At 63.9% G+C, this 25,849-nt stretch carries 26 protein-coding genes; 10 read left to right on the top strand and 16 right to left on the bottom strand.

The genetic code is table 11. From position 1 onward, the window contains the following. Positions 1–3 precede the first annotated feature (3 nt). The 6 genes from BUS06_RS06145 to BUS06_RS06120 form a co-directional block, all read right to left on the bottom strand. Positions 4–756, bottom strand: coding sequence for an SRPBCC family protein (locus BUS06_RS06145; RefSeq protein ID WP_074263467.1), 753 nt, complete (start codon positions 754–756; stop codon positions 4–6). A 35-nt stretch (positions 757–791) separates the two neighbouring features. Beyond that, entirely contained in the window at positions 792–1,214 is a 423-nt protein-coding gene (locus BUS06_RS06140) for a DUF427 domain-containing protein (protein ID WP_074263466.1), read from the bottom strand. A gap of 217 nt (positions 1,215–1,431) precedes the next feature. Then, entirely contained in the window at positions 1,432–1,929 is a 498-nt protein-coding gene (locus BUS06_RS06135; protein ID WP_074263465.1) for a hypothetical protein, read from the bottom strand. 209 nt (positions 1,930–2,138) lie between these two features. Then, complete coding sequence (locus BUS06_RS06130; RefSeq protein ID WP_074263464.1) at positions 2,139–3,665, bottom strand: DegQ family serine endoprotease; 1,527 nt, start codon at positions 3,663–3,665, stop codon at positions 2,139–2,141. A 129-nt stretch (positions 3,666–3,794) separates the two neighbouring features. Then, positions 3,795–5,102 carry an ATP-binding protein gene (locus BUS06_RS06125; RefSeq protein WP_074263463.1) on the bottom strand — a complete coding sequence of 436 codons (1,308 nt, stop codon included), beginning with the start codon at positions 5,100–5,102 and terminating at the stop codon, positions 3,795–3,797. 4 nt (positions 5,103–5,106) lie between these two features. Then, entirely contained in the window at positions 5,107–5,769 is a 663-nt protein-coding gene (locus BUS06_RS06120) for a response regulator (RefSeq protein WP_074263462.1), read from the bottom strand. Positions 5,770–6,093: 324 nt separating this feature from the next. On the opposite strand from BUS06_RS06120, the gene dacB reads away from it, so the two are divergent. The 3 genes from dacB (at position 6,094) to BUS06_RS06105 (ending at position 10,278) form a co-directional block, all read left to right on the top strand. Further along, positions 6,094–7,800 (top strand): D-alanyl-D-alanine carboxypeptidase/D-alanyl-D-alanine endopeptidase, encoded by a 1,707-nt coding sequence (gene dacB / locus BUS06_RS06115; protein ID WP_074265937.1) that lies wholly within the window; start codon positions 6,094–6,096, stop codon positions 7,798–7,800. Positions 7,801–7,997: 197 nt separating this feature from the next. Next, positions 7,998–8,954 (top strand): sterol desaturase family protein, encoded by a 957-nt coding sequence (locus tag BUS06_RS06110; protein ID WP_074263461.1) that lies wholly within the window; start codon positions 7,998–8,000, stop codon positions 8,952–8,954. Between the two features lie 85 nt (positions 8,955–9,039). Beyond that, on the top strand, positions 9,040–10,278 hold the full coding sequence (locus BUS06_RS06105; protein ID WP_074263460.1) for an SGNH/GDSL hydrolase family protein: 1,239 nt from the start codon (positions 9,040–9,042) through the stop codon (positions 10,276–10,278). Positions 10,279–10,450: 172 nt separating this feature from the next. Here the strand turns inward: BUS06_RS06105 and BUS06_RS06100 are convergent, their stop codons facing one another. The 7 genes from BUS06_RS06100 to pyk all read right to left on the bottom strand — a co-directional run bounded on the left by BUS06_RS06100 (position 10,451) and on the right by pyk (position 17,982). Beyond that, positions 10,451–11,032 carry a nucleotidyltransferase domain-containing protein gene (locus BUS06_RS06100; RefSeq protein WP_074263459.1) on the bottom strand — a complete coding sequence of 194 codons (582 nt, stop codon included), beginning with the start codon at positions 11,030–11,032 and terminating at the stop codon, positions 10,451–10,453. Between the two features lie 127 nt (positions 11,033–11,159). Next, positions 11,160–12,317: an L-threonylcarbamoyladenylate synthase gene (locus BUS06_RS06095; RefSeq protein WP_254368768.1), complete on the bottom strand. Its 1,158-nt coding sequence runs from the start codon at positions 12,315–12,317 to the stop codon at positions 11,160–11,162. 12 nt (positions 12,318–12,329) lie between these two features. Continuing rightward, positions 12,330–13,526, bottom strand: coding sequence for a 5-(carboxyamino)imidazole ribonucleotide synthase (locus BUS06_RS06090; protein ID WP_074263458.1), 1,197 nt, complete (start codon positions 13,524–13,526; stop codon positions 12,330–12,332). A gap of 159 nt (positions 13,527–13,685) precedes the next feature. Continuing rightward, the gene (purE, locus tag BUS06_RS06085; RefSeq protein WP_074263457.1) at positions 13,686–14,222 is read right to left on the bottom strand and encodes a 5-(carboxyamino)imidazole ribonucleotide mutase; all 537 of its coding nucleotides are present in this window, start codon (positions 14,220–14,222) and stop codon (positions 13,686–13,688) included. A 40-nt stretch (positions 14,223–14,262) separates the two neighbouring features. Further along, positions 14,263–15,153 (bottom strand): phosphoribosylaminoimidazolesuccinocarboxamide synthase, encoded by an 891-nt coding sequence (locus BUS06_RS06080; RefSeq protein WP_074263456.1) that lies wholly within the window; start codon positions 15,151–15,153, stop codon positions 14,263–14,265. A 132-nt stretch (positions 15,154–15,285) separates the two neighbouring features. Continuing rightward, entirely contained in the window at positions 15,286–16,350 is a 1,065-nt protein-coding gene (fba, locus tag BUS06_RS06075) for a class II fructose-bisphosphate aldolase (protein ID WP_074263455.1), read from the bottom strand. Between the two features lie 195 nt (positions 16,351–16,545). Continuing rightward, positions 16,546–17,982, bottom strand: a complete 1,437-nt coding sequence (gene pyk, locus BUS06_RS06070; RefSeq protein ID WP_074263454.1) for a pyruvate kinase — start codon at positions 17,980–17,982, stop codon at positions 16,546–16,548. Between pyk and BUS06_RS37335 the strand changes: the two genes are divergently transcribed. Next, on the top strand, positions 17,981–18,172 hold the full coding sequence (locus tag BUS06_RS37335) for a hypothetical protein (protein ID WP_143787464.1): 192 nt from the start codon (positions 17,981–17,983) through the stop codon (positions 18,170–18,172). The genes pyk and BUS06_RS37335 overlap by 2 nt on opposite strands. A gap of 223 nt (positions 18,173–18,395) precedes the next feature. Here BUS06_RS37335 and BUS06_RS06065 read toward each other — a convergent pair whose 3' ends face one another. From BUS06_RS06065 to BUS06_RS06055, 3 genes are all read right to left on the bottom strand, one after another. Further along, positions 18,396–19,589, bottom strand: coding sequence for a phosphoglycerate kinase (locus tag BUS06_RS06065; protein ID WP_074263453.1), 1,194 nt, complete (start codon positions 19,587–19,589; stop codon positions 18,396–18,398). A 241-nt stretch (positions 19,590–19,830) separates the two neighbouring features. Further along, a complete protein-coding gene (locus BUS06_RS06060) occupies positions 19,831–20,157 on the bottom strand; it encodes an AzlD domain-containing protein (RefSeq protein ID WP_074263452.1) in 327 nt (108 codons plus the stop codon). Beyond that, on the bottom strand, positions 20,154–20,912 hold the full coding sequence (locus BUS06_RS06055; protein WP_074263451.1) for an AzlC family ABC transporter permease: 759 nt from the start codon (positions 20,910–20,912) through the stop codon (positions 20,154–20,156). Before BUS06_RS06055 ends, BUS06_RS06060 begins: the two co-directional genes overlap by 4 nt. A 233-nt stretch (positions 20,913–21,145) precedes the next feature. On the opposite strand from BUS06_RS06055, the gene BUS06_RS06050 reads away from it, so the two are divergent. The 6 genes from BUS06_RS06050 to BUS06_RS06025 all read left to right on the top strand — a co-directional run bounded on the left by BUS06_RS06050 (position 21,146) and on the right by BUS06_RS06025 (position 25,836). Next, complete coding sequence (locus tag BUS06_RS06050) at positions 21,146–22,066, top strand: branched-chain amino acid transaminase (protein ID WP_074263450.1); 921 nt, start codon at positions 21,146–21,148, stop codon at positions 22,064–22,066. A gap of 69 nt (positions 22,067–22,135) precedes the next feature. Then, complete coding sequence (locus BUS06_RS06045; protein ID WP_074263449.1) at positions 22,136–22,330, top strand: zinc-finger domain-containing protein; 195 nt, start codon at positions 22,136–22,138, stop codon at positions 22,328–22,330. Between the two features lie 166 nt (positions 22,331–22,496). After that, positions 22,497–23,522, top strand: coding sequence for a lipopolysaccharide heptosyltransferase II (gene waaF / locus BUS06_RS06040; protein WP_074263448.1), 1,026 nt, complete (start codon positions 22,497–22,499; stop codon positions 23,520–23,522). A gap of 164 nt (positions 23,523–23,686) precedes the next feature. Beyond that, positions 23,687–24,133, top strand: coding sequence for a nuclear transport factor 2 family protein (locus BUS06_RS06035; RefSeq protein WP_074263447.1), 447 nt, complete (start codon positions 23,687–23,689; stop codon positions 24,131–24,133). Between the two features lie 34 nt (positions 24,134–24,167). Beyond that, positions 24,168–25,238 carry a hydrolase gene (locus BUS06_RS06030; RefSeq protein ID WP_074265935.1) on the top strand — a complete coding sequence of 357 codons (1,071 nt, stop codon included), beginning with the start codon at positions 24,168–24,170 and terminating at the stop codon, positions 25,236–25,238. Next, on the top strand, positions 25,231–25,836 hold the full coding sequence (locus BUS06_RS06025) for a DUF2946 family protein (protein ID WP_074263446.1): 606 nt from the start codon (positions 25,231–25,233) through the stop codon (positions 25,834–25,836). Before BUS06_RS06030 ends, BUS06_RS06025 begins: the two co-directional genes overlap by 8 nt. Positions 25,837–25,849 lie beyond the last annotated feature (13 nt).

Here is a 25,849-nt window from a genome sequence, read left to right as displayed (position 1 = left end):
CGCTCAGCTCTGGGTACTGAACCAGTGCGCGGCATAAAGCAGCAATGCGACAACGAAGATCATCGCGGCCCACGCCCAGTTCGGCATGGCATGCGGCGTCGGCTCGCGATGCGACACGCTATGCGAGCGTGCCCCGAACAGCGTGCTGGTGGCACGCCCGGAGAGCGAGCCTCCGTGATCGTGCGGCCTGACCCGGCGCGCTACGCTGCCAAGATTGATCGGCCGCAGGAACACATGCTGCCGCCGGCTGTGGGTGCCGCGCGCGCGGTTTGGACCTTGCCCATGCTTGGCCTGCACGACCGCGCAGAACTCCGTGAAGAAATCGTCGGCTAGCTCGTGCAGCGCATTCTCGATCTGGCGCGTCGGCAATTCGGCGAGGGGCCCCGTCAAGGTGGCCCACACCGAATAATCGATCCGCGTGCTCGGCGCCTTGTTCGACCCTGAATCGTCCGCGCGCAGCGTCACATCGATCTGTCCACGCAGCGATCCGACACCTTCGGCGCGCGCCTTGAAGTTGAGCGCACGATGCGGCTCGTCGAGCTGTACCGGATTCTTGTTGGCGACATGGGCGCGCACTTCGTAGCGGGCGCGCAACGGTCCGAGCGGCACCGTCAGCGTCAACGCATACTCGCCGCCCGCAAGGCGGCTGAACGACTCGCAGTTGTCGAGACTCGCGCGCAACAACGCGATGTCTTGCAGCGCGTCCCAGACATCGGCCGGTGCAAGCGCAATCCGTAACGCGTTGTTCAGCTCCATGACCCACTCCCCCGAGAAACGCGCCGTCTACACAATCAGGATGTCTGATAGATGCGGTCGACACGCGAAGCATAAAACGCCAGATAGCCCTTGATCTGCTGGACCCCGTCGAGCGGGTTTTCGTAACACCAGGCGGCATTCTCAACCAGGCCGTCTTCGGTGCGCAGATGGAAATAAGACGCCTCGCCCTTGAACGGGCAACGCGACGTATGGTTCGAGCTTTCGAGCCGCGCCATATTGACATCGCCGCGCGGAAAATAAAATACCTCGGGCAGGCCGCTCTCCGTAAGCGTGAGCGCGCCCTGCGTGTCGGCCATCGTGACGCCCTGATGGATCACCCGCACCCGGTGATGGTTGACGCTAATCTCGATGCGATGAGCGCCGGCAGCCGCACCGGAACCCGAAGCGCCGTGGGCGGTCCCTGGGGGACTCCCTGCGGGCGGCGTGGGATCGCTCATGTCAGGACTCCGTATGCGATAAAACGGCGGTTCAGGCAGCGGTCAAAAAGCGATCAGGCAGCCATCCACACGAAGCGTCCCAGGAATGGCTCGGACTTGAACGCCCGGCGGCGGCTTTCAGAATGAAAAAAAGCCACGGGGAGCACCCGTGGCTTCATTATCGGCCAATCTTCGGCCAATTGCGCAACCTTCGCGCGGCCGGCGAATTCGGCCCGTGTTACTGCGTATTCCAGTAGAAAGCCGACTTGGTGCCGCCTTGGGCGGGCACCGTCACTGCCTTTTGCTGATCGTCGCTCTTGTAGCGCGCGTGCACCGTATAACGGCCCGGACGCAACCTCACGAGCATATAAGGACCGCGCGAATCGGCCTGCAGCACATCCGCGCCGTGTGCGTCGACGATCTGCACGTGCACGTCGGCGAGGAAGTCGGAGCCCGGGCCGGTAAAGCGCAGCGCCAGCGGCCAGTGGCTTTCGGCACCCTGGAGCGCCTTCGACTCGTCGCTGCCGACGCCGCCCGATACGTAGGCCACGCCGCCCTGATGCTGGATCTGCGGCATGCCGCCGCCGTTGACGTTGCCAGCGCTATCGCTGTCGCTGGTGGTGCCGCCGGTCGTGTCGTTCGACTGCTGCGCCCAGGCGCCACCCGCGAGACCTAGCGTCAGCGCCGCGGTTAGCGCCGCCGCCACGAGACGTCGCTGATTGCCTTGAAATTTCATTGCATCGCTCCTTGTTAGAGTCCTGGTGGGTCTACCCCCGACAGACAACTGCAACTGCCGTGCCCGCCTGAGTCCCAGACCACCTTTCCCAACAACATCCAAACTGCTGGCCCGCGTTGAGACTACCGTCGCGGCAAAAGGCGGGCGCGCTGCCCGTACAAGGCGCCGGTCCGTGGGCAGTTTATGCAAACGGACCGGCAAGTTTTACGTCAACCGAGGTCCACCGGCACAAAAATCTGCGCGTTGTCGCGCTGGATCAGGAGGGCGATGCTGTTGCCCGCCTGCGAGATCATCTGCTTCAACTGGTCGACGCTCGTCACCGGACGGCCGTTCACCGCCAGAATCACGTCGCCCGGCTGGATCCCGGCGTTCTCGGCCGCGCCACCCGACTGCTGCACCAGCAAGCCGTGCGACACCGAAGCGTTGCTCTTTTCGTCGGGCGTAAGCGGCCGCACCGCGACCCCGAGACGCCCCTGAACCTGCTCAGGCGCATTGTCGTTCTTCGCGACCTTGGTATCCGACATCGAACCGAGCGTCACCTTGATGTCCTTGCTCGTCTTGTCGCGCCACACGGTGATGGTCGCCGAACTGCCAGGTGCGAGGCTTGCCACCTGCGAGGGCAAATCGGTCGAATCGGCCACCGGCGAACCGTTCACCGCCGTGATCACGTCGCCGGGTTGCAAGCCGGCTTTGGCGGCCGGGCCGCCCGGGTCCACCGAACTCACGAGCGCGCCGTTCGGCTTGGTCAAGCCGAACGAGTTGGCCAGCGTCTGGTTCATGCCTTGCACGGCAACACCGAGGCGCCCACGGCTTACGTGACCCGTCTTGACGAGATCGTCCTTGACCTTGATCGCTTCGTTGATCGGAATCGCGAATGACAGTCCCTGGAAGCCGCCCGTCTGGGAGTAGATCATCGAATTGATACCGATGACCTCGCCTTGCAGGTTGAACAGCGGGCCACCCGAGTTGCCGGGGTTCACCGGCACGTCGGTCTGGATGAACGGAGTGTAGTTTTCGTTAGGCAGCGAGCGCGACTTCGCGCTGATGATGCCCGAGGTCACCGTGTTGTCGAAACCATAGGGCGAGCCGATTGCCACCACCCACTGGCCGACCTTGCTCTGGCTCGGGTCGCCGATCTTCACGATCGGCAGATTGCTCGCATCGATCTTCAGCACGGCCACGTCGGATTGCTTGTCGGCACCCACCACCTTGGCGCGGAACTCGCGCTTGTCGGTCAGCTTCACGGTCACGACGTTCGCGCCATCGACCACGTGCGCATTGGTCAGGATGTAGCCGTCGCTGCTGACGATAAAGCCTGAACCGAGACTCGCACTCGGCTGGTCGCCTTGATCGCCGCCGCCGTCTCCGCCCTGCATGCCAGGCATGCCGCCAAAGAAGCGCTTGTAGAACTGGTAGAACGGATCGCTCGGATCGATCGGCAGTTGCTGGGCGTTGCCGCCGTTTTCGCCATTGTCGCCGCCGCTGCGCAGCGCGGTCTGCTTGACGACGTGCTTCGCGCTGATGTTGACGACAGCGGGACCATAGGTCTCGACGAGGCCGGAGAAATCGGGGATGCCGGTTTTTGCCGCAGCTTCGGCAGGCATCATCGCGGCAGCCTGCGCCGGCGCGATGACCTGCGGCGCGGGCAGATCGCGGTGGCCAGCCACATAACCGGCGGACAGCGCGACGACAACGGCCACGGCAACAGCACTGCGGGACAGGGTTTTCGCATTCATCGTGAGCTCCTGACAGGGAGGAAGGCTTTGGGGATGGGATGAAGCGTACGTGCTATCGCTTAAAAGAGTCTTAAGCAGGGGAACTTCGGCAAAACAGCCAGCTTTCCACTACGCGACGCACTTTGCCCGTCAGAACCGCACGCTCACTTCGAGGCCACCGGCCGGTGCTTCGCCCAGTGTCACGCTCGCGTCATGCTGAAGCGCGATGCGCCGCACGATCGCCAGCCCCAGCCCGCTGCCGGAGACATCCGTGCGGGCGCGATCGGCGCTCGCCCCGGCACGATAGAAGCGGTCGAACACACGCTCGCGCTCGGCGGGCGGAATGCCCGGTCCGCTGTCGCCAATGCGCACGACCGGATGCCCCGCCTCGACGGTCAGGCTCACATCCACCCGGCCGCCGCGCGGTGTGTATTTGGTTGCGTTGTCCACCAGGTTATTGAACATCACCCGCAGCGCGTCCGCATTGCCAGTCACGCTGGCAGCCTCGCTCGACTCGATGCCGAGATCGACACCACGTTGCTGCGCGAGCGGCGCGTAGGCCATCACGCAGTCTTCGAGCAACGCGTGCAGATCGATCACCTGGGTCTGGGCCTGCGTGTGCCCGTCCGGCTCCGAACGCGCCAACGCCAGCAACTGTTCGGCGAGACGCGTCGCTCGCGTGACGCCTGCCTGCAGATCGGCGAGCGCTTCACTGCGCGTGGCGTCGTCGGTCGCACGCGCAACGAGTTGTGTCTGGATCTGCACCGCGGCGAGCGGTGTGCGCAGTTCGTGCGCGGCATCGGCAACGAACGCCTTCTGTGTGTCGAGCGCTGTGGCGAGACGCTGCAGCAGGCCGTTGAGCGCGCGCACCAGCGGCTGCACTTCGAGCGGCAAACGGCTGTCGGGCAGGGGATCGAGCGCTTCCGGATGACGTGTATCGAGCGCCCCGGTTACCCGGCGCAGCGGCCTGAGTCCGCGCCCGACCACCATCCACACCGCCAACCCCAGCAACGGCAGCAGTACGATCAACGGCCATAGCGTGCGTAACGCCACGTTCGCAGCAAGGCGGTTGCGCACCGACACCGGCTGGGCCAGTTGCACGACGTTATCGCCGACGATCGCGCCGTACACACGCCAGTCGCCGCGGTCGGTGCGCTCGGTTGAAAAGCCGAGTTCGGCGCGCGGCGCGAGCGGCGCGCGCGGCCGCGAGTAGTACATCAACGCCCCGTTGCGATTCCAGATCTGCAGCACGATGCCTTCGTCGCCGGTATCGCGCGAGCCGAGCACCTGCGAGAAGGGCTCGGACGGCAGCGCTTCGGCAATCTCCTGCAACTGGTAATCGAACAGTTCGTTGGCTTCGGCGAGCGCCTGACGGTAGATCAGCCAGCCGGCGATGCCGACGCCGAGCAACACGATGGCAAGCAGCCAGAACAGCAATTGACGACGAATGGAACGCATCGGCTCAAGCGTCCTTCGCGATCATGTAGCCGAGGCCTCGCACGTTGCGGATCAGGTCGGCGCCAAGCTTCTTGCGCAGCGCGTGGATGTACACCTCGACGGTATTGCTGCCGATTTCCTCACCCCACCCATACATTTTTTCTTCGAGCTGGCTCTTCGAGAGCACCGCGCCGGGCCGTGCAATCAGCGCCTCGAGCAGCGCAAATTCGCGCGCGGACAGCGCAACCGGCGTGCCGGCCAGCGTCACCTGGTGCGAAGCGGGATCGAGCGTGAGCGTGCCGTGGCGAATGGTCGAATCGCTGCGGCCCGACTGACGCCGAATCAGCGCGCGCATGCGGGCGCCGAGTTCGTCGAGATCGAAAGGTTTGACGAGGTAATCGTCGGCACCCGCGTCGAGTCCTTTGACGCGATCGGCCACGGCGTCACGCGCCGTCACGATCAGCACCGGCAGCGTATGACCGCGTGCGCGCAGAGCACGCAGCACGTCGAGGCCGTCGCGCTTGGGCAGTCCGAGATCGAGCAGCACCAGATCGTAAGGTTCACCGCCGGCCGCGCTGAGCGCCGCCTCGCCGTCTTCCACCCAGTCGACAGCAAAGCCTTCGCCACGTAACGCTTTGCGCACGCCCTCGGCAATCATCCGGTCGTCTTCGACTAGCAATATGCGCATGACTCTACGATTCCGAAACACTCATGATGCCGCATTCTAGCGCCCGGCCCGGCCTCGTGCGCCTCGCCCCCGCGGATTGCTGCAGGTATGGCGCAATTTCACCTCACCAGCGCGGCATGTCTCTACAATGAGCGCTTTTGCGCAGCGCGCCATCGGGCCCTGAAAACAAGGGGCCACATGGCGACTCGCACAAGGGAAAACAAACGCGCGCATGACGATGAAGTTTTGCTGCGCGCGGCCGTTACACCCCTTGTATGCCCTACATGAGTACAGCGCGCCGAGCGCCGTGCTTCAGCACGTGACTCTTTGGTTTTTCGCCCGTTCATGACGCACGCCTTCCTGTCTTTTCTCGTCCGCCGCCTCGCGCCATGCGCTGCTTCGTCGGTCTCATTCGTTACTGCTGCACCGTCCACATGCTCTGACGCGATCCCGCACGGTACCGTTACCGCGCAAGGTGTCGCCCCAGGGCTGGCAGCGCGGCACAACCCGGCGCGGCGTGTGCCAATGGGCGCCGTCGCCCTGCTGATGGCGTGTGCGGCGCTCGCCTGCGCCGCGCCGGCGCAAGCCCGCATCAAGGCCAAGCACCCTACTGTCAGCGTCAGTACGGTGCTGCCGCCCGTCGTCATGACTGACCTCGCACGCGCCCACGTGCCGTTGTCCAATATCAGCGTGGTGGTCGAGAAAGTCGGCGATCGCACGCCCATCGTCGCGCTCAACGCGGGCAAGCCGATGATGCCCGCCTCGACGATGAAGCTCGTCACGACCTACTCCGGCCTGTCGATCCTGGGTCCCGATTACCGCTGGCGCACCAGCGCCTACGCAGACGGCACGCTCGACACCAACGGCATCTTGCACGGCAATCTCTACATCCAGGGCACAGGCGACCCGAAGCTCGTGCCGGAAGAACTGATCGACCTCGTGCAGAAAATCCGCAAGGCCGGCATCAACGGGATCGACGGCGCGCTGGTGCTCGACAAGCGTTTTTTCGACGCTTCGACGCGCGACCTGCCACCGTTCGACGACGATGTCACGGCTCCGTACAACGTCGGCCCCGATCCTCTGCTGTACGCTTTCAAGTCGCTGTCGTTCACGCTGACGCCGTCGCCTGACGGCAGCGTGGCCATCGACGTCATACCCGCGCTCGCGCAACTGCAGATCGACAACCAGTTGCACGCCACCGGCGGCCCGTGCCGCGGCGAACTGCCCACGCCCGAGGTGACGCCGCAGCCGAACGGCACGGTGAGCGCATCGTTCATCGGCGAATACCCCGTGCGCTGCGGCCCACGCACACTGAACGTGGCGATGCTCGACCACTCGGCGTTCTTCGCCGGCGGTTTCCTCGCGCTATGGGAACAGAACGGCGGCACCTTCACCGGCGCGACGCGCGAAGGCCCTGTACCGGTCGAAGCACGCCTGATCGCCACTCACGAGGGGCCGATGCTGTCGGACATCGTTCACGACATCAACAAGTTCAGCAACAACACGATGGCGCGCAATCTGTTCCTGACGATCGGCGCGGTCACCAGCAAACCGCCGGCGACGCCGGAAAAATCCGCACGTGCAATCGAAGCGTTCCTGCAGAAAAACGGCCTCGACATGGAGTACCTCTCGCTCGACAACGGCTCGGGCCTGTCGCGCGACGAGCACATCACGGCGCTCTCGCTGGCGGATCTGTTGCAGGCGGCCAACGCGAGCCCGGTCGCCCAGGTGTTCGTCGATTCGCTGCCGGTGGCCGGCGTCGACGGCACGATGCGCAACCGCCTCACCTCGCAACCGGTCGGCGGCAACGCGCACATCAAGACCGGCACGTTGCGCGACGTGCGCGCCATTGCAGGCTACGTGGCCTCCGCCGACGGCGTCAGTTATATCGTCGTCAGCATCATCAACGACCCACACTCGGAAGCTGCGCGGGCCGCGCACGATGCGCTGCTCGAATGGGTGTACCAGGGACCGTCGCAACCGATGCAGGAAGTCGCGGAAGAACCGCGCAGCAAGCCCAGGAAAAACCCGCACAAGGGCAACCAGCATTGAGGATTCCTTCTAGCGAAGCCATGCGCGGCAGGCCCCAGAGCGTGTACGCTTGCGGGCAGTGTTTGAAGCGCGCGTGACATCCATGGAGAGGCGCGCGCCAACCGCGCGCCACCCAGGGCGGCGTTGCGGAATCAGACGATAACGACAACGCCTGCTGCGGCATTCGCAGCGGCCAGGGACCCAGGAGGAAGACGCCCATGCAATTCGATGCCGAATTGCTGCTGCTCGCCATGGCGCCCGTCTTCCTTGCATGCATCGGCTGGGAGGCGTGGCACCTGCATCGCACGCGCCCCGCAGCACGCCTCTATAGCTGGCGCGACACGCTTTGCAACGCCGCACTGGCGTTGCTGCAGCAGGCCGCCGACAAGCTCGCGTGGCTCGCGATCATCCCCATTTATGCGTATTGCTTCGACCACTTTCGCGTCTACACATGGCGCGCGGGATGGCTATCGTTCGTCGTCCTGTTCGTTGCACAGGACCTGCTCTACTACGTGTTTCACCGCTGCAGCCACCGGGTGCGCTGGCTGTGGGCCGCACATGTCGTGCATCACTCGTCGGAGCGAATGAATTTTTCCACTGCCTTCCGCCAGAGCCTGATGTACCCCATCGCCGGCATGTGGGTGTTCTGGATTCCGCTCGCAGTACTGGGCTTTCCGCCGAAGCAGATCGTCGCCATCGTCCTGATCAATCTCGGCTTTCAGTTTTTCGTGCACACCCAGGCGATCGGCAAACTCGGCTGGCTCGAATACGTGTTGAACACGCCGTCGATTCATCGCGTACACCACGCGCGCAACGAGCGCTACATCGATCGCAATTACGCCGGCGTGCTCGTCATCTGGGACCGGCTGTTCGGCAGCTATGTGGAAGAAGATGCCCACGATGCACCGGTCTACGGCATCGTCGAGCCGCTTCACACCTATAACCCGCTAAAGGCGACGTTCCACGAATGGGCGTCGATGGGTGCCGATTTCCTGCAGGTGCAGGGCTGGCGCAACAAGCTGAGCGCGCTGTTCGCGCCGCCCGCGTGGGCCGCGGCTTATCACGCGTTGCGCGACTCGCAGACCGCTGGGCGCCATCCGGACGAATGCGTCAATACATCGGCAAACAACCCGGCGGCGTTTCAAACGCCACGCAGACCGGGAAAGATTCTGTAAGCTGTCGCCACGCCGCCGACGCGGTGGGCGCCGCCTGCATCACATGGCAAAAAAGGCCACACACATACGAGGAGATGAAATCAACATGAAACAACAGGGAACCAAACATCGCGGTCTGTTGCGCCTGTCGCAAGTCGCGATCGCCAGCGCAGCCTTCGTCATGCTGGCAGCCTGCGGCGGCGGCAGTAGCAGCAGCCCGAGCAGCGGCACGCCGGCAGGCGGCGTCAAATTGCAGGTCGTGTCGTTCGGCGACAGCCTGTCGGACGTGGGCACGTACGCGCCGGTCATCGCAGCAGACTTTGGCGGCGGCCGCTTCACGACCAATCCGGGTCAGGTGTGGACGCAACTGATCGCCCAATACTATGGCGGCACGCTGACCGCGGCTTACCTGGGCGGCTTCGGCCAGCCGCTGGTGGCAGCCGGCGGCTATGGCTATGCGCAGGGCGGTTCGGACGTCGTCATCGCCGAAGGCGAAGGCTGGGCGCCGGACAACCTGGCCGCGACGACCGTGCCGGTCACGACTCAGGTGTCGCAATACCTGAGCGCACATACGAGCTTCAATTCGAACCAGCTCGTGCTGGTGGACGGCGGCGCGAACGACATCTTCCAGTTCGCGACCACGGCCAATCTGACGGCGCTCGGCACCGCGCTGCAGACGCAGTACCCAGCTGCCGTCGCGGCCGGCCTGCTGCCGAACACGCAGGCGGGTCAGGTGGAGTTCATCGCCAGCTACCTGCAGACGAACAGCACCCAGGTCGCAGCGGCCGCCGTCGCGCTCGCGACGCAGATCCAGACCATCATCGCTAACGGCGCGACACACGTCGTGCTGATGACCGTGCCCGACATCGGCCAGACGCCTCTCGGCGTCGCAGCGAACGCTCAGGCAGCGGGCTCGGCCGCGTTGCTGACCGGCATCAGCGCCGCCTTTAACGGCATCGTCGAGCAGGCGCTCGCGACGCAGATAGCAGCGCACACGGTCATCGTCGCCGATGCGTTCACGTGGCTCGATACCGTCCTGCTGCCGAACGCCCAGTCGCTGGGCTTCACCACGACCAATACCGGCACGGCGTGTAACCTGACGGCGATGGCGGCCAACGCCACCAAGTACGCCACGGCGAATCCGGCTGTCCTGAACGGTCTGACTCCGGCCGAGTATGGCTCGCAGTTCGCCTCGTCGCTGTTCTGCTCGCCGGCGACCTACACGGTAGCGGGGGCCGACCAGACTTATGTCTTCGCCGATACGGTCCACCCGAGCACGCACTCGCACGCACTGTTCGCGCAGTTCGTCGAGCAGCAGATTGCGGCAACGGGATTGGGTAAGTAAGGCGGGACGGACGGTAACGGTGGATCGAAAGTGATCTGATCTGCCGTTTTACCTTTTTGATGGTGGCGGGCCCGGCTGGGTTAAGCCGGGCTTTTTTTATTGTTTGAGGGCGTCTGGATCCTGGCGCGTGGGCTGAAGGCGAAACGCCTTAGTTTCGTGGCGTTGCCGACAGTTATCCGGCCAGTCGTGGCGTGTCGTCCGGAACGATCCGGATGGTGGGCGAATCGAGGATTGCGCGAACCACCGTATCGTCCCGCGACAGTACAGCCCATTCGGCCGGATGGTGCAGATTGGCATGCACCGAACGCCCGAGTTGCGCATCGAGCGGCGCCAGATGATCGAGCAGATCGTCCAGACTCACTCGCCCGACAACCATCAGATCGATAACGCTCCCCGCCGTATCCGTCCCCCGCGCCACCGCTCCGAACACGAAGGCTTCGTCGATCTCCTCCGTGAGCGGCGCCAGGGCCTCACGCAGCATGCCGGCCAGACCGAACGACTTCGCGCAGATGCTGCGCAACTCCGGGTAAAGCGGAAACTCCGTGTTCGCCTGGAACAGACGCTGGTTGCCCAGTCGCGATTCGCGCAGCACGCCCGCCTCCCAGAGACGGCGCACCGTATGTTGACCGGCGCCGCTGCCGGCGCCTGAACGGGACATCAGTTCGGCGAGATTAAAGGTCCGCTCGGGGGCCGAAAGGACTAACGACAATACTCGCTGCTCGCGCGGCGTGAACATGAAATCGGCGATGCTCATGCGTCTCCCTTGGTGTGGTCAATACCAATTCTTGGCATGAGTATGCCAGCATCTGGCATCTGACCGCAGCTTCACTGCGGAGACTTCTGGGCGGTACGACTCCCAGTTCCTACTCCTGTTTTGTCGCTTATCCCTGCGCTTCGAACGCCGCAGCGGCTCGGCCGAGCCGGTCGTTCACCGCGATCCATTCGATCGTATCGGGGAGCTTTTCGATCAGGATGCGCGTGACGTTCGCGCGATCGAGTGCACGCAGCAAGCCGTAGAGTTCACGGGCGTACACGTGGGGATCCTCGGGCGCCGCGATGAAGTGGACGCCTTCAGCCTCGGCCCAGCGGCTGGCGCGCGACACGCGAGCCACGAGAGCCACGCGTTCGTTCGCCTCACGTGCGGCCAGCAGAGGTTCCAGCGCTTCAAACGGCAGCAGCGCAAGCGGCGTGCGCGGCGCGTAGTGCGCCTTGAGCGTGCCTGAGGCACGCGGCGCCGTCGCATCCGAGCCATCGGGCAGACGCGGCGCTTCGCCGAGCACTTCGGCGATATCCTGCGGCGTCACGCGTCCCGGGCGCAGCAGTGCGGGGAACCCACGCGACAAATCGAGAATGGTCGACTCGATGCCGACATCCGACGAGCCTCCATCTAGCACATGGATGTTGCCGCCAAACTCGTCGCGCACGTGCTGCGCGGTAGTCGGGCTCACATGACCGAAGCGGTTAGCCGACGGCGCAGCCACGCCGCCGTGACCGCCACGTAGCGCGCTGAACGCTTCGAGAAGCGCCTGCGCCACCGGATGCGAGGGACAACGCAAACCCACCGAGTCCTGTCCGCCGCTCACGGCAGCGGGGATGTGCGCGGCGCGCTTGAGAATCAGGGTGAGTGGGCCGGGCCAGAAAGCGTCGATGAGGCGCAGCGCTTCCGGCGGCAGTTGCTCGACCCAATATCCCGGGTCACCATGCGGCGCGAGATGCACGATCACCGGATGATTCGCCGGCCGCCCTTTCGCCGCGTAGATGCGCGCAACGGCATCAGAACTCTGGGCATCGCCGCCGAGGCCATAGACGGTCTCAGTGGGAAACGCGACGAGCTCGCCTGCGTCGAGCAGCGCCGCAGCGTGTGTGATTTCCGCGGGACTCACAACCGGGCCAGTCGGGGTACCGCCAGCTGGCTGAACAGCTTCAGCGCCTTCGACAGCGCCCGCAGCACTTGCCGCTTCAGCGGCTTTCGCCGCCTCGCCAGTCCTGCCAGCAGCAGCCTTGGCGGCACCCTCAGCAGGTTTATCTTGATCCGGCATGATCCGAGCGCGTCAGCCTTTCAGGATGTGCAGCAGCCGCGCACAATCGCGCGCCGCTGTGCGGGCTTCGTCGAGCGTCGCGGCGGTGAAGTTCACGTGACCCATCTTGCGGCCAGGACGTGCCTCCTCCTTGCCGTACAGATGCAGACGCGCGGCCGGCATCGCAGCCACTTCGTGCCACGGCGGCGTGACGGCAGCACGCTTGCCGCCGTCCGGAAACCAGATATCGCCGAGGATATTCAGCATCACCGCCGGCGAGTGCTGGCGCGTGTCGCCGAGCGGCATGCCGGTCATGGCGCGCACCTGTTGTTCGAACTGGCTGGTCGCGCAGGCATCGACGGTGTAGTGGCCGGAATTGTGAGGACGCGGCGCCATTTCGTTGGCCACCATCGAGCCGTCTTCCAGAATGAAGAACTCGACACACAGCACACCGATATATCCAAGCCTGTCGGCGATCTGCAACGCGGCCTGTTGTGCCTGGCTGACGAGCGCCGAACTGGCATCCGGCGCGGGCACGACGGTGTGCGACAGCACGCCGTCGCGGTGGGTGTTCTGTGCGAGCGGATAAACCACCGAGGTGCCCTGGGCGCCGCGCGCGATCAGCGCCGACACTTCGAACTTCAACGGCAGGCGCTTCTCCAGCACACACGGTACGCCGCCGAGCGACGCATGCGCCTCGCGCACTTCCTCGGCGTTGCGCACACTCACCTGCCCCTTGCCGTCATAGCCGAGGCGGGCAGTTTTCAGAATGCCGGGCAGCACCGCATCGAGCGCGACGTCCTTGAGCGCGGCGAGCGCCTGCGACGATTCGATCACCACGTGCGGCGCCACAGCAACGCCCGACTCGGCAATAAAGCGCTTCTCGGCGATACGGTCCTGCGCCACTGCTACACATCGGCCAGCCGGGCTGACAAAGGTGGTGCGCGCGAGAAAATCGAGGCTCGCTGAAGGCACGTTCTCGAACTCCGTCGAAACCGCTGCGCACAGGCGCGCGAGTTCGGTGAGCGAGGCTTCGTCGTCGTATGCGGCACGCAGATGGCGGTCCGCCACAGCGCCTGCCGGACTGGCTTCGTCCGGATCGAGCACGGCGACGCGATAGCCCATCGCCTGGGCGGCAAAGCAGAACATGCGGCCGAGCTGGCCGCCACCTACCATGCCAAGCCAGGCGCCGGGCATGATCGGTGAAACCGGTGTGTTGTCTGGGTTCATCTCAGTGGTCGGTCACGGCTGGCGCACATGAATGTGCGCCGCACCGGGGTCAGGCAATGGACATCAGGCCGATCGGATCAGTCGAATCAATCGGGCCAGTTCATTGTGCAAACTTAACAGGCGGACTTCGCGGGCAAACTTCGGCGCATCAAACCGCGCTTACAGCGCGGGCAACACCATCGCGTGCGCGGCTTCGTTCTGGCGCACACGGAACGCGGCCAGCGCGTTCGCGTATTCGGTCGACGTGCCGCTCAGAATCGACACCGCGAACAACGCAGCATTCGCCGCGCCTGCTTCGCCAATCGCAAACGTCGCAACCGGCACGCCCTTAGGCATCTGCACGATCGAATGCAGCGAATCGACGCCCTTCAGGTACTTGCTCGCCACCGGCACGCCAAGCACCGGCACCGTCGTCTTGGCGGCCAGCATGCCGGGCAGATGCGCGGCGCCGCCAGCGCCCGCGATGATTGCGCGCAGGCCGCGCTCGCGCGCCTTTTCTGCATAGTCGAACATCTCGTCGGGCATGCGGTGCGCAGACACGACCTTTGCTTCGTACGGTACGCCGAATTCCTGCAGGATCGCAACGGCGTGCTTCATGATTTCCCAGTCGGAACTGGACCCCATCAGCACGCCGACGAGCGGCGCAGCATGCGTATGGGCAGTTTGTGTTGCCTGGGCAGTCTGGACTTGGCTCATCTGTAAAACTTCCTCATCTTCCTTGGCTGCAGGCGCGGCGTTAAGCGAGCGTCTGCCCGGTCAGGCGCTCGAGCGCTTCTTGGTACTTCGCGGCGGTCTTCGCGACGACCTCGTCCGGCAGCTTCGGCGCCGGCGGCTCTTTCTTCCACGACTGCGTTTCCAGCCAGTCGCGCACGAACTGCTTGTCGAACGACGGCGGATTGGTGCCCACCTGGTATTCGTCCGCCGGCCAGAAGCGCGACGAATCGGCGGTCAGCGCTTCGTCCATCAGATACAGCTTGCCGTGATTGTCCAGACCGAATTCGAACTTCGTGTCGGCAATGATGATGCCGCGGGTCGCCGCGTAATCCGCCGCTTCCTTGTATAGCTTGATCGAGATGTCGCGGATCGTGGCCGACAGTTCGGTGCCGATGCGGCGTTCCATCTCGTTGTACGTGATGTTCTCGTCGTGGTGGCCCATTTCGGCCTTGGCTGCCGGCGTGAAGATCGGCTCAGGCAGCTTTTCCGCATTTTGCAGACCCGGCGGCAGTTCGACGCCGCATACCGCACCCGTGGCCTGGTAGTCCTTCCAGCCGCTGCCGGCCAGATAGCCGCGTACCACTGCTTCGACGAGGATCGGCTCGAGGCGCTTCACCACCACGGCGCGGCCCTTCACCTGTTCGGCTTCGTCCGCCGCGACCACCGACTCCGGCGCCACGCCGCTGAGGTGATTCGGCACGATGTGCTTGAGCTTGTCGAACCAGAAGTTGGCCATCTGGTTCAGCACGCGACCCTTGTTCGGAATCGGCTCGCCCATGATGACGTCAAACGCCGACAGACGGTCGGTGGTCACGATCAGCAACTGGTCGTTGCCCACCGCATAGTTGTCGCGGACCTTGCCGCGGCCGAGCAGCGGCAGCGAGCGGAGCGTGGATTCGTAGAGGGTAGACATCGTCGTAGTTCGCTAAAAGTGAGGCAAAAATGAGACCGGAACAAAAGGGAAACGCCGTTCCCCCTATGATGCGGGAACGGCGAGGCGGACCGCAACCTGGCCGGATGGCCAGGCCCATGCTGTACTGCCAGCTTAGTGGACGACCTGTGCGAGGCCGCCCGACTTGTACTTCTCCGCAATTTTATCAAGCGAAACCGGCTTGATCTTGCCAGCCTGCCCTTCGGCGCCAAAGGCGACGAAACGGTCGAGGCAAACCTTCTTCGCCGCTTCGCGCGCCGGCTTCAGGTAATCGCGCGGGTCGAACTTGCCCGGATTCTCCGCCATGTAGCGACGGATCGCACCGGTGATTGCCAGACGCAGGTCAGTATCGATATTAACCTTGCGCACGCCGTGCTTGATACCTTCCTGAATTTCTTCGACCGGCACGCCGTAGGTTTCCTTCATGTCGCCGCCGAATTCGCGGATTTCCGCGAGCAATTCCTGCGGCACCGACGACGAACCATGCATCACCAGGTGGGTGTTCGGAACACGCCGGTGAATTTCCTTGATGCGTTGAATGGACAGAATGTCGCCCGTGGGCTTCTTGCTGAACTTGTACGCACCGTGCGATGTGCCGATGGCAATTGCCAGCGCGTCGCATTGCGTGAGCTTGACGAAGTCAGCGGCCTGCTCCGGGTCCGTCAGCAGTTGCTCGCGCGTCATCGTGCCTTCCGCGCCGTGACCGTCTTCCTTGTCGCCCTTCATGGTTTCCAGCGAACCCAGCACGCCGAGCTCCGCTTCCACCGTCACGCCGATCGAGTGTGCCGCTTCCACCACCTTGCGCGACACATCCACGTTGTACTCATACGAAGCGACTGTCTTGCCGTCAGCTTCGAGCGAGCCGTCCATCATCACGCTGGTAAAGCCGCTGCGAATTGCTGCCATGCACACTGCCGGCGACTGCCCGTGATCCTGGTGCATCACGACCGGAATATGCGGATACGACTCGATGGCCGCTTCGATCAGATGGCGCAGAAACGGTTCGCCGGCATACTTCCGCGCGCCAGCCGAGGCCTGCATGATCACCGGGGCGTTGATCTGATCCGCCGCCGCCATGATGGCCTGCACCTGCTCCAGATTGTTTACGTTGAATGCCGGCAGTCCATAGCCGTTTTCGGCGGCATGGTCCAGCAGTTGACGCATTGATACGAGAGGCATGCACTACTCCTAAGTTGAAACGAATCCTGTGCCGTCGGCATCTAATTTTTACCAATTTTATCGCGAAGCAAATCGCACACCCTTGCGCAGCAAGGCTCGGGGCTCGCCCAAAGGGCTTGCCCCAAAAACCTGCGCGCCGCCTCTAGCGGGTACTGCGACTGCTTCGCCGTGCCGATTCGAGCAGTTTGAAGCCGATCAGTACGGTTCGCCCACCCGCACGATCTTCAGTGTGTTCGTTCCGCCGGCCTGACCCATCGGCTCACCCACGGTCAGTACGACCATGTCGCCGCGCGATGCGTAGCCCTTGCTTACCACCGTCTCCAGCGCCTGCTGCAGCGCGGTGTCGCGATCGCTGCTGGTGTCGAGATGCAGCGAGGTGACGTTGCGGTAGATCGCCATGGCGCGCTCGCTGCCCACTCGCGGCGTGAGCGCGAAAATCGGCACGTGCGTCCAGTGACGCGACATCCACAGTGCGGTCGAGCCCGACTCCGTCAACGCGACAATCGCCTTGGCGCCGAGGTGAAACGCCGTGAACAGCGCGCCCATGGCGATGGACTGGTCGATGCGGGTGAAGGTGCGGTCGAGGAAATCCTTGTCCAGCTCGGACTGTTCGGACTTCTCCGCTTCGACGCAGATCGCGGCCATCGTTTCGATGGTCTGCACCGGGTACTTGCCGGCAGCGGATTCGGCCGACAGCATCACCGCGTCCGTGCCGTCAAGCACCGCATTGGCGACGTCCGATACTTCGGCGCGGGTCGGCACCGGCGCGTAGATCATCGACTCCATCATCTGCGTGGCGGTGATCACGAACTTATTCGATTCGCGCGCCATGCGGATCATGCGCTTTTGCAGCGCCGGGACCGCGGCATTGCCCACTTCCACGGCGAGGTCTCCACGCGCGACCATGATGCCGTCCGAAGCGTCGAGGATGCCTTGCAGCGCCGGAATCGCTTCCGCGCGCTCGATCTTGGCGATCATCTTCGGCTTGATGCCGTAGGGCGCGCCCGCGATGTTCGCGAGCTGGCGGGCCATTTCCATGTCGGTAGCGTTCTTCGGGAACGAGACCGCGACGTAATCCACGCCGAGCGACATCGCCGTGCGGATGTCTTCCATGTCTTTGGCCGTCAGCGCCGGCGCCGTGAGGCCGCCGCCCTGGCGATTGATACCCTTGTTGTTCGACAGTTCACCGCCGATCTTCACGGTGGTGTGAATCTCGCTGCCGAGCACGCGTACAACGTCGAGCACGATCAGGCCGTCGTTGAGCAACAGTACGTCGCCCGGTTTCAGGTCGCGCGGCAGGTCTTTGTAGTCGAGGCCGACGCGGTCGTCGTTACCGAGTTCGCATTCGGAATCGAGGACAAAGGCGTTGCCGGGGACGAGCGTGGTCTTGCCGTTTTCAAACCTGCCGACCCGGATCTTCGGGCCTTGCAGGTCGGCCATGATGGCAACTTCGCGGCCCGCCTGACGAGCCGCTTCGCGCACGTATTCGGCGCGCTGGCGGTGGTCGTCGGCCGTGCCGTGCGAGAAGTTGAGGCGTACCACATCGAGCCCTGCCTTAATCATTTGCGACAGGATTTCGGGCGTACTGGAAGCCGGGCCGATGGTGGCGACAATCTTGGTGGCGCGATGCATGAGTCTCCTCGTCTGGATGGGATCGCTGGAAAGAGCGCTGCGAGTTGGGTGCGGAGGCTGCGCACCGATGGAAGCTGCCTGGGGCTGCGCGCCGGTTGAAACCGGCGTCGCTTTCTTGTGGAATGAAGCGGTGTTCGAGACCAGCGTGCGGGACGCCAGCGGTACGGCGGATACTGCGCCGCCGGCATGACCGGCGGGTGAAACTGTGGAAACAGTGTGCCGCGGTGTCGCGGTGGAAGCTGGAGCACGCTCCCCTGCTGCGATTGACTGTGCGGCCCCCGCGCCCTGTGTGGCTGCTGATTTCGTTGCCGCCTTCACCTTGGTGGAGGCCACGGAGCCTGTGTTCTTGCTGGCCGACGACTTCACACGCGTCTTTGCAGTTTTCGCCGATGGGGAACGTGTCGTCACGTTGATTAAGCCCGCGATTCCAGGACTTCGACCGCCGGCAGCTTCTTGCCCTCGAGGAATTCGAGGAACGCGCCGCCGCCCGTCGAGATATAACTGACCTTGTCGTGGATGCCGTACTTGGCGATGGCCGCGAGCGTGTCGCCGCCACCGGCAATCGAGAACGCCGGCGACTTGGCAATCGCATCCGCCAGCGTCTTCGTGCCGTTGCCGAACTGGTCGAATTCGAACACACCGACCGGGCCGTTCCAGACAATCGTGCCGGCTTTTTCCAGTTGCGCGGCGAGCGCCTTGGCAGTTTCCGGTCCGATGTCGAGAATCAGGTCGTCGTCCTGCACGTCGGCTACAGCCTTCACTTCCGCCTTGGCGGTTGGCGAGAACTCCTTGGCCGTGACGACGTCAGTCGGGATCGGCACCGAGGCACCGCGTGCTTTCGCAGCGTCGATGATGGCTTTGGCTTCGTTCACCAGATCCGCTTCGGCGAGCGACTTGCCGATCTTCAGGCCGGCGGCCAGCATGAATGTATTGGCGATGCCGCCGCCCACGATCAACTGATCGACCTTCTCGGCCAGCGACTTCAGAATGGTCAGCTTGGTGGACACCTTCGAGCCGGCGACAATCGCCACCAGCGGACGCTTCGGCGCGCCGAGCGCCTTGCCGAGCGCTTCGAGTTCAGCCGCGAGCAGCGGACCTGCGCAAGCCACAGGCGCGTACTTCGCGATGCCGTGCGTAGTCGCTTCGGCGCGGTGCGCAGTGCCGAACGCGTCGTTGACGTAGATGTCGCAGAGCTTCGCCATCTTTTGCGAGAGCTCGTCGGAATCCTTCTTTTCGCCCTTGTTGACGCGGCAGTTTTCCAGCAGCACGACCTGGCCTGGCGCGACGTTCACGCCGTTTTCGACCCAGTTCGCCACCACCGGCACGTCGCGGCCGAGCAATTCGGCCAGACGCTTCGCGACCGGCGCGAGCGAGTCTTCCGGCTTGAAATCGCCCTCGACAGGACGGCCCAGATGCGAGGTCACCATCACGGCGGCGCCGGCGTCGAGCGCGGCCTTGATGGCCGGCGCGGAGGCGCGGATGCGGGTGTCTTCGGTGATGTTGCCTTGATCGTCCTGCGGAACGTTCAGATCGGCACGGATAAACACGCGTTTGCCGGACAGCTTGCCTTCGGAGATCAGATCGGAGAGACGCAGTACCTGGTTCATGAGCGTTGGATTGCGAGTTGATTGGAAGGCGGAGACGGACAGCGCGCGAACAGCCTCCGCTCACGAGCCCCGCAGGGGTGGCTCTGCGAACAGGCACTGGCGGCATCTGCCGCAGCGTCGCGCGGTGATCCGGGAGTCGACCATTTTAACCGATCCCCACCCCGCGATGCCCCGTGCCGAAGCGAATGTCCCGTATTTGGGAGATAGGCCCGGATGCTGCAACGCAACAACAAGACCAAGGTCAGTGAAATACAAGACGGAGGATCGTGAAAGTCAGCATGCCGACGACAATCGTGCCGAGCATCGTGCGCCGCCACAGGAACCAGCCGAGCCCGGCGAGCGTCGCGTAAAACTCGTGGTTGGAGAGCCCGAATGACAGTCCGTCAGGAGTGACCAGCACGTCGGGAAGCACAACCGCAGCGAGCGCCGCAGCCGGCGCGTAGCGCAACATACGCCGCAGGCGCTCCGGCAAAACCGTGCGCTCGCCGCCGATCAGGAACAGCGCGCGCGTCAATGTCGTGACGAACATCATGCCGAAGATGGCGATCCAGATTTGCGTGCTGGTCATGGCGAACCCTCCGGGGAATCCCCGGCGCGGTTGCGGATGCGGCGCAGGTCGGCGCGCTCGACCATCAGATCCGCCGCGCTGCCGGCGACAATCGCCGCAATCACCGCAAGCGGCAAGGCCAGCCGGTACGGCAGATCGAAGCCCAGCAGCGCCACGACGCCGGCCACGCTCACGGCAACCAGTGTTGCACGGCTGTTGATGGCCGACACCATCACGGGAATCAGCGCCAGCGTGCCCGCGAGCGCGAGACCCCAGTTATCCGGAATCAGGCTGGCGAGCAGAATGCCGATGATCGACGAGACCTGCCAGGACAACCAGCTCGCGCTCGCCATGCCCCAATAGTACGGCTCCTTGCCCGGCACGTAACCGGTCTGAAAGCTTTTCTTCTGGAACAGCAGATAGATGACGTCGCCGTTGAAATAACCGAGGACGATCCGGCGCCACATGGGCAGATAGGAGAAATGCGGTGCGAGTCCTGCGCTGAAAATCACAAAACGCGTATTCACCATGGCGGCGGTCAGCAGCACGGTCCAGACCGGCAATTTGGCGGCGAGCAACGGCAGCACGGCCAGTTGCGACGAACCAGCATAGCAGAGCAGCGACATGGTGAGCGACTGCGGCAGCGTGAGCGCCGATTTGCTCATCGCGATGCCCGTGACGAGCCCCCACGAGAAGATCGCCATCAGCGTGGGTGAGTAATCTCGCACGCCTTCGCGAAAGCTACGACGCTGGAAATCGGTCAGGCTGGCGAGCATCGGACGGGGCGCCTCGGCGCGGGACGACGCCGCGGCGGCATGGAGTCGGCGCCGGGCCGACCAGCACCCGCTGGCGCAATCGGATTTGTAATATGTGAGGCCGGATTATAGCGTCCTGGGTGCGGCCAAATGCCCGTTCCGTGTGCAAAAGACGTTAAAATGACGGTCTTCGCCGCTTGCCGAACCGCTGTACGGCCTGGCGCGCCCCTCACAACGCACTGCTGGAGAATCGTATGTCAATGGCCGACCGCGACGGCAAGATCTGGATGGATGGCAAACTCATCGACTGGCGCGACGCCAAGATCCACGTCCTCACCCATACACTGCACTACGGCATGGGGGTTTTCGAAGGCGTGCGCGCCTACAAGACCGCTAACGGCACAGCCATTTTCCGTCTCCAGGAACACACCAAGCGTCTGCTGAATTCGGCCAAGATCTTCCAGATGGACGTGCCGTTCGACCACGAAACGCTCGCCGCAGCGCAACGCGAAGTGGTGCGCGAGAACAAGCTCGAATCCTGCTATCTGCGCCCGATCATCTGGGTCGGCTCGGAAAAGCTAGGTGTGTCGGCCAAGGGCAACACGATCCACGTGGCCATCGCCGCCTGGCCGTGGGGTGCCTATCTTGGCGAAGACGGCCTGGCGAAGGGCATCCGCGTGAAGACTTCGTCGTTCACGCGTCACCATGTGAACGTTTCCATGGTCCGCGCCAAGGCCTCGGGGTGGTATGTGAACTCGATCCTCGCCAACCAGGAAGCCACCGCCGACGGCTACGACGAAGCGCTCCTGCTCGACGTGGACGGCTATGTGTCGGAAGGCTCCGGCGAAAACTTCTTCCTCGTGAACAACGGCAAGCTGTACACGCCGGACCTCTCGTCGTGCCTGGACGGCATCACGCGCGACACGGTCATCACGCTGGCGAAAGATGCCGGCATCGAAGTGATCGAAAAGCGCATCACGCGCGACGAGGTCTATACCTGCGACGAAGCGTTCTTCACCGGCACCGCCGCTGAAGTCACGCCGATCCGCGAACTCGACAACCGCACGATCGGCTCCGGCGCACGCGGCCCGATCACGGAAAAGCTGCAAAGCGGCTTCTTCGACATTGTCAACGGCAAGAGCGAGAAGTACGCGCACTGGCTGAGCAAGGTCTAAGTCCGAATGAAATTAACGCAGGCCGCCATTGCGGCGCGCCTGCGCCCTGTCTCTATCGAGAAAGCCCCCATGAGCGAAATCAAGGAAATGCCGCTGGTCGAACTGACGGCAAAAGACCTGCCCGCCTACTGTCCGAACCCGTCGATGGCACGCTGGAGCGCCCATCCGCGCGTGTTTATCGACGTGACGCACGGCGAAGCGCGCTGCCCATACTGCGGCACGCGCTACAAGCTGCGTGACGGCGAAGTGGTCAAAGGCCACTGAAAGCCGCTCACCGGCTGGGCGCGCCCACCACACTCAGGCCGCATGCTGCGCGCGGAGCCACTTATCCTGGCGCCGCGCGCAGGCATGCGGCCGCCTCCCTGCTAAAACCAGAACGCTGCGCGCCGATGCGTGCGGCGCGTTCTTTCGACACCGGAAACTCACCCTGATGCGTCGCGCGTTGGTTATCGCACCGAACTGGATCGGTGACGCATTGATGGCGCAGCCGTTGTTCTCGCGCCTCATGAAGCTGCATCCCCGCCTCGCGATCGACGCGGTTGCGCCCTCGTGGGTGGCGCCCGTGCTCGAACGCATGCCGGAGATCCGCGACGTCCATGCAACCGATCTCGCGCACGGCAAGCTGCAGATGTTGCGGCGCTGGCAGCTGTCCAGCGATCTGCGCGATGTCGGTTATGACGCGGCTTACGTGCTGCCGAATTCGCTCAAATCGGCGTTGATTCCGTGGATGGCGGGCATTCCGCTGCGCATCGGCTATACCGGCGAGAGCCGCTACGGCCTGCTCAACGTGCGCCATTCGAATCCGCGCAAGGACGCGCGTCCGCCGATGGTCGGCCACTACGCGGCGTTAGCCTATAAGCCGGACGCCAAAGTACCAGACGACCTGCCGATGCCGCGGCTCGACGCCGATCTGAACGAGGCGTCACGCGTGTCGGCCCGCTTCAATCTGGATACGCGGGTGCCGCTGCTGGTGTTTTGCCCTGGCGCGGAATACGGTCCGGCCAAGCGCTGGCCGCCGGAACACTTCGCGGCACTGGCGCAAATCGTCGGCCAGTCTTTCCCGTACACGCAAATCATCGCGCTCGGTTCGCCGAAAGACGCGCCGCTCGCCCAGGCGATCGCGGAACGCTCGCCCAACGTGCGCAACCTGTGCGGACAAACCGCGCTGGGCGAAGCGTGCGCGCTGATCTCACGCGCCAACGCCGTGGTCACCAACGATTCCGGTTTGATGCACGTGGCAGCGGCGCTGCGACGGCCGCTCGTGGCTGTCTACGGCTCGACCGATCCGCGCCACACGCCGCCATTGTCCGAGCTTGCGAAGGTACAATGGCTGCATCTCGAATGCAGTCCCTGTTTTGAGCGCGAGTGTCCGCTCGGTCATCTGAACTGCCTGCGGCAACTGAGCGCCGAACAGGTATTCGGCGACCTGCGCGGCATGCTCCTCGCGCAACGCTGAACCGTCCGGCAGCCGTACGCCGCGTTGCAAGCACGCCACGCGGCGTCATCCCTGCGCCCTGGAGCGCGGGCATCCTCGCGGTTGTCCCGCCGGGTTGTTCCTGGTTGTCCTGTTTTTACTGCTGCCCGCAACCGCGCGCGCCGCGCACAAGAGACTGACGAGCCATGCCACGTTTTGCCCACATCTTCGAAGCCGCTGCGGATACTCTCAACGCCTATTACCAGGCGGTAGCAGAGGTCAATCTCGAGAGTTTGATGGGCCTGTGGATCGACGAGGAGTTTGCCAGCTACATCAGCGCCGACGGCTCGCACCTGCACGGTCTGGACACCATCCGCGCCGGCCTCGCCGTCCAGCTCGAACTCAATCCCGTGTCGATCGAACCGGTGGATATCCGCGTGTACGACAGCCTCGGCACCGTCGTGTATGCGATTGCGGAAGCGCACCGCCCGGCGGATCCGAAGGTCGCGCCCACCATGGTCTTCAGCACCTACGTAATGGTCCACGAGCGCGGCGAATGGAAGATCGCACATATCCACGCGAGTGCGATGCCGAACGAAGCGGCGAATCAGTTTGCTGCGAAAATGCGTCATGGTCAGGGGTCTTTGCACTGACGACTCACGTTTTCTGTTTTTTCCGGTCGCTGGCATGAGTACGACGCACAACAAGACCGTTTCTCCCGCAACCGCTCGCGCAGCGGCCGTCGAGACGAGCGTCGTCGAAATGTTCTACCGCGCTCCGCTCTGGCTGCCGAACAGCCACGTTCAGACCATTGTCCCGGCCCTCTTTGCACGACTTCCCGCGGTGACCTATCGACGCGAGCGCTGGGACACGCCGGATGGCGATTTCATCGAACTCGACTGGCTGGTGCATGAGGCAGATGCCTCGGGCGCCTGGGACAACGAAGAAGCCTCGTCCGACGTCCCGCTCTTCGTGCTGTTTCACGGCCTCGAGGGCAGTTCGAACTCCCACTATGCCCGCGCGTTGATGGCCGCGGCGCGTGAACGCGGATGGCACGGGGTTGTCCCGCACTTTCGCAGCTGCAGCGGACCGCTGAACCTGTTGCCGCGCTTTTATCACCTCGCCGATAGCGCCGAAGTGGACTGGGTCCTGCGGCGCCTTCGGGACGTGCATCGCGGGCCGATCGTCGCGGCAGGTGTTTCGCTGGGCGGCAATGTGTTGCTACGCTGGCTAGGCGAACGGCGCGAAGATGCCTCGTTTCTCACTGCCGCCGCGGCAATCTCCGCGCCGCTCGATGTGCATGCTGGCGGCCAGGCGCTATCACAGGGTTTCGGCAAGGTGTACACGCGCAACTTTCTGAAAACGCTAAAAGTGAAGGCGCTGCAGAAGCTCGAACAGTATCCGGGCCTGTACGACGCCAACGCGATGCTCGCAAGCCGCAACATGTACGAGTTCGACAACATCGTCACGGCCCCGCTGCACGGCTTTCGCAATACCGACGACTATTGGACTCAGGCGACCACACGGCCATTGCTGCCGCAGATCACGGTGCCTACGCTCGTGCTCAACGCGCGGAACGATCCGTTCCTGCCCGGCGCCGTGTTGCCGGGACGGCATGAAGTGTCGGCTGCGATCGAACTGGACCAGCCTCGGCACGGCGGCCACGTCGGCTTCATGACGGGTCCGTTTCCGGGGCGCAGCGACTGGCTGTCACGGCGCGTTTTCAACTACCTCGCCCCATTCGTCGACCATGGATGACATCGTTCGCCAGGCGCTCGCCAAATGGCCCAACGTGCCGCATTGCACTGGCTGGCTGCTGCTCGACCGGCGCGGCAACTGGCGCATGCGTGACGATGAGGCTCAGGCGCGCGGCGCGCCGGGAGAACCGATACGGCATGCGGCGTTGCTTGCCTTTATCAACCGGAACTACGAAGCGGATGCGGGCGGGCAGTGGTTCTTTCAGAACGGACCACAGCGGGTGTATGTGGAACTGGGTTATACGCCGTGGGTGGTGAGGCTTGGCCTCAATGATGGAGATGGCGCCAAGGCGACATTGACGCTGACTGATCAGGCCGGGAATGCGTTTGAGCCTGCCGCGGCTTATCTGGATGACGAGGGCGGTGTGCTGTTCACGGACACGTCAACGCCGCCGCGAATCGCCGTTTTGCATGACCACGATCTTGATCTGTTTTCCGAGCACGCCGAACTGGCCGCGAATGGCGACGCTGGGCGGTTCCATTGGCGTGACGGGATGACACTACCGTTGCAGCCGGTCGCACGCGCGGAGGTAGCCGAACAGTTTGGGTTTGTTGCAAGTCCCGCTCAGGCTGCGGCTCCGAAAAACGCGGCGTCATAGTCGACGCTCCGTC

This window comes from Paraburkholderia phenazinium (assembly GCF_900141745.1).
Classification (GTDB): Bacteria; Pseudomonadota; Gammaproteobacteria; order Burkholderiales; family Burkholderiaceae; genus Paraburkholderia; species Paraburkholderia phenazinium_B.
Note: the sequence above shows the minus strand (reverse complement) of the source record. Positions and strands in the feature narration are given on the sequence as shown.

Excerpts from the sequence above, each read along its gene's own strand:
- BUS06_RS06145 (WP_074263467.1), bottom strand. The coding sequence starts at position 756 with ATGGAGCTGAACAACGCGTTACGGATTGCGCTTGCACCGGCCGATGTC.
- BUS06_RS06140 (WP_074263466.1), bottom strand. The coding sequence starts at position 1,214 with ATGAGCGATCCCACGCCGCCCGCAGGGAGTCCCCCAGGGACCGCCCAC.
- BUS06_RS06135 (WP_074263465.1), bottom strand. The coding sequence starts at position 1,929 with ATGAAATTTCAAGGCAATCAGCGACGTCTCGTGGCGGCGGCGCTAACC.
- BUS06_RS06130 (WP_074263464.1), bottom strand. The coding sequence starts at position 3,665 with ATGAATGCGAAAACCCTGTCCCGCAGTGCTGTTGCCGTGGCCGTTGTC.
- BUS06_RS06125 (WP_074263463.1), bottom strand. The coding sequence starts at position 5,102 with ATGCGTTCCATTCGTCGTCAATTGCTGTTCTGGCTGCTTGCCATCGTG.
- BUS06_RS06120 (WP_074263462.1), bottom strand. The coding sequence starts at position 5,769 with ATGCGCATATTGCTAGTCGAAGACGACCGGATGATTGCCGAGGGCGTG.
- dacB (WP_074265937.1), top strand. The coding sequence starts at position 6,094 with ATGACGCACGCCTTCCTGTCTTTTCTCGTCCGCCGCCTCGCGCCATGC.
- BUS06_RS06110 (WP_074263461.1), top strand. The coding sequence starts at position 7,998 with ATGCAATTCGATGCCGAATTGCTGCTGCTCGCCATGGCGCCCGTCTTC.
- BUS06_RS06105 (WP_074263460.1), top strand. The coding sequence starts at position 9,040 with ATGAAACAACAGGGAACCAAACATCGCGGTCTGTTGCGCCTGTCGCAA.
- BUS06_RS06100 (WP_074263459.1), bottom strand. The coding sequence starts at position 11,032 with ATGAGCATCGCCGATTTCATGTTCACGCCGCGCGAGCAGCGAGTATTG.
- BUS06_RS06095 (WP_254368768.1), bottom strand. The coding sequence starts at position 12,317 with ATGCCGGATCAAGATAAACCTGCTGAGGGTGCCGCCAAGGCTGCTGCT.
- BUS06_RS06090 (WP_074263458.1), bottom strand. The coding sequence starts at position 13,526 with ATGAACCCAGACAACACACCGGTTTCACCGATCATGCCCGGCGCCTGG.
- purE (WP_074263457.1), bottom strand. The coding sequence starts at position 14,222 with ATGAGCCAAGTCCAGACTGCCCAGGCAACACAAACTGCCCATACGCAT.
- BUS06_RS06080 (WP_074263456.1), bottom strand. The coding sequence starts at position 15,153 with ATGTCTACCCTCTACGAATCCACGCTCCGCTCGCTGCCGCTGCTCGGC.
- fba (WP_074263455.1), bottom strand. The coding sequence starts at position 16,350 with ATGCCTCTCGTATCAATGCGTCAACTGCTGGACCATGCCGCCGAAAAC.
- BUS06_RS37335 (WP_143787464.1), top strand. The coding sequence starts at position 17,981 with ATGAGTCTCCTCGTCTGGATGGGATCGCTGGAAAGAGCGCTGCGAGTT.
- pyk (WP_074263454.1), bottom strand. The coding sequence starts at position 17,982 with ATGCATCGCGCCACCAAGATTGTCGCCACCATCGGCCCGGCTTCCAGT.
- BUS06_RS06065 (WP_074263453.1), bottom strand. The coding sequence starts at position 19,589 with ATGAACCAGGTACTGCGTCTCTCCGATCTGATCTCCGAAGGCAAGCTG.
- BUS06_RS06060 (WP_074263452.1), bottom strand. The coding sequence starts at position 20,157 with ATGACCAGCACGCAAATCTGGATCGCCATCTTCGGCATGATGTTCGTC.
- BUS06_RS06055 (WP_074263451.1), bottom strand. The coding sequence starts at position 20,912 with ATGCTCGCCAGCCTGACCGATTTCCAGCGTCGTAGCTTTCGCGAAGGC.
- BUS06_RS06050 (WP_074263450.1), top strand. The coding sequence starts at position 21,146 with ATGTCAATGGCCGACCGCGACGGCAAGATCTGGATGGATGGCAAACTC.
- BUS06_RS06045 (WP_074263449.1), top strand. The coding sequence starts at position 22,136 with ATGAGCGAAATCAAGGAAATGCCGCTGGTCGAACTGACGGCAAAAGAC.
- waaF (WP_074263448.1), top strand. The coding sequence starts at position 22,497 with ATGCGTCGCGCGTTGGTTATCGCACCGAACTGGATCGGTGACGCATTG.
- BUS06_RS06035 (WP_074263447.1), top strand. The coding sequence starts at position 23,687 with ATGCCACGTTTTGCCCACATCTTCGAAGCCGCTGCGGATACTCTCAAC.
- BUS06_RS06030 (WP_074265935.1), top strand. The coding sequence starts at position 24,168 with ATGAGTACGACGCACAACAAGACCGTTTCTCCCGCAACCGCTCGCGCA.
- BUS06_RS06025 (WP_074263446.1), top strand. The coding sequence starts at position 25,231 with ATGGATGACATCGTTCGCCAGGCGCTCGCCAAATGGCCCAACGTGCCG.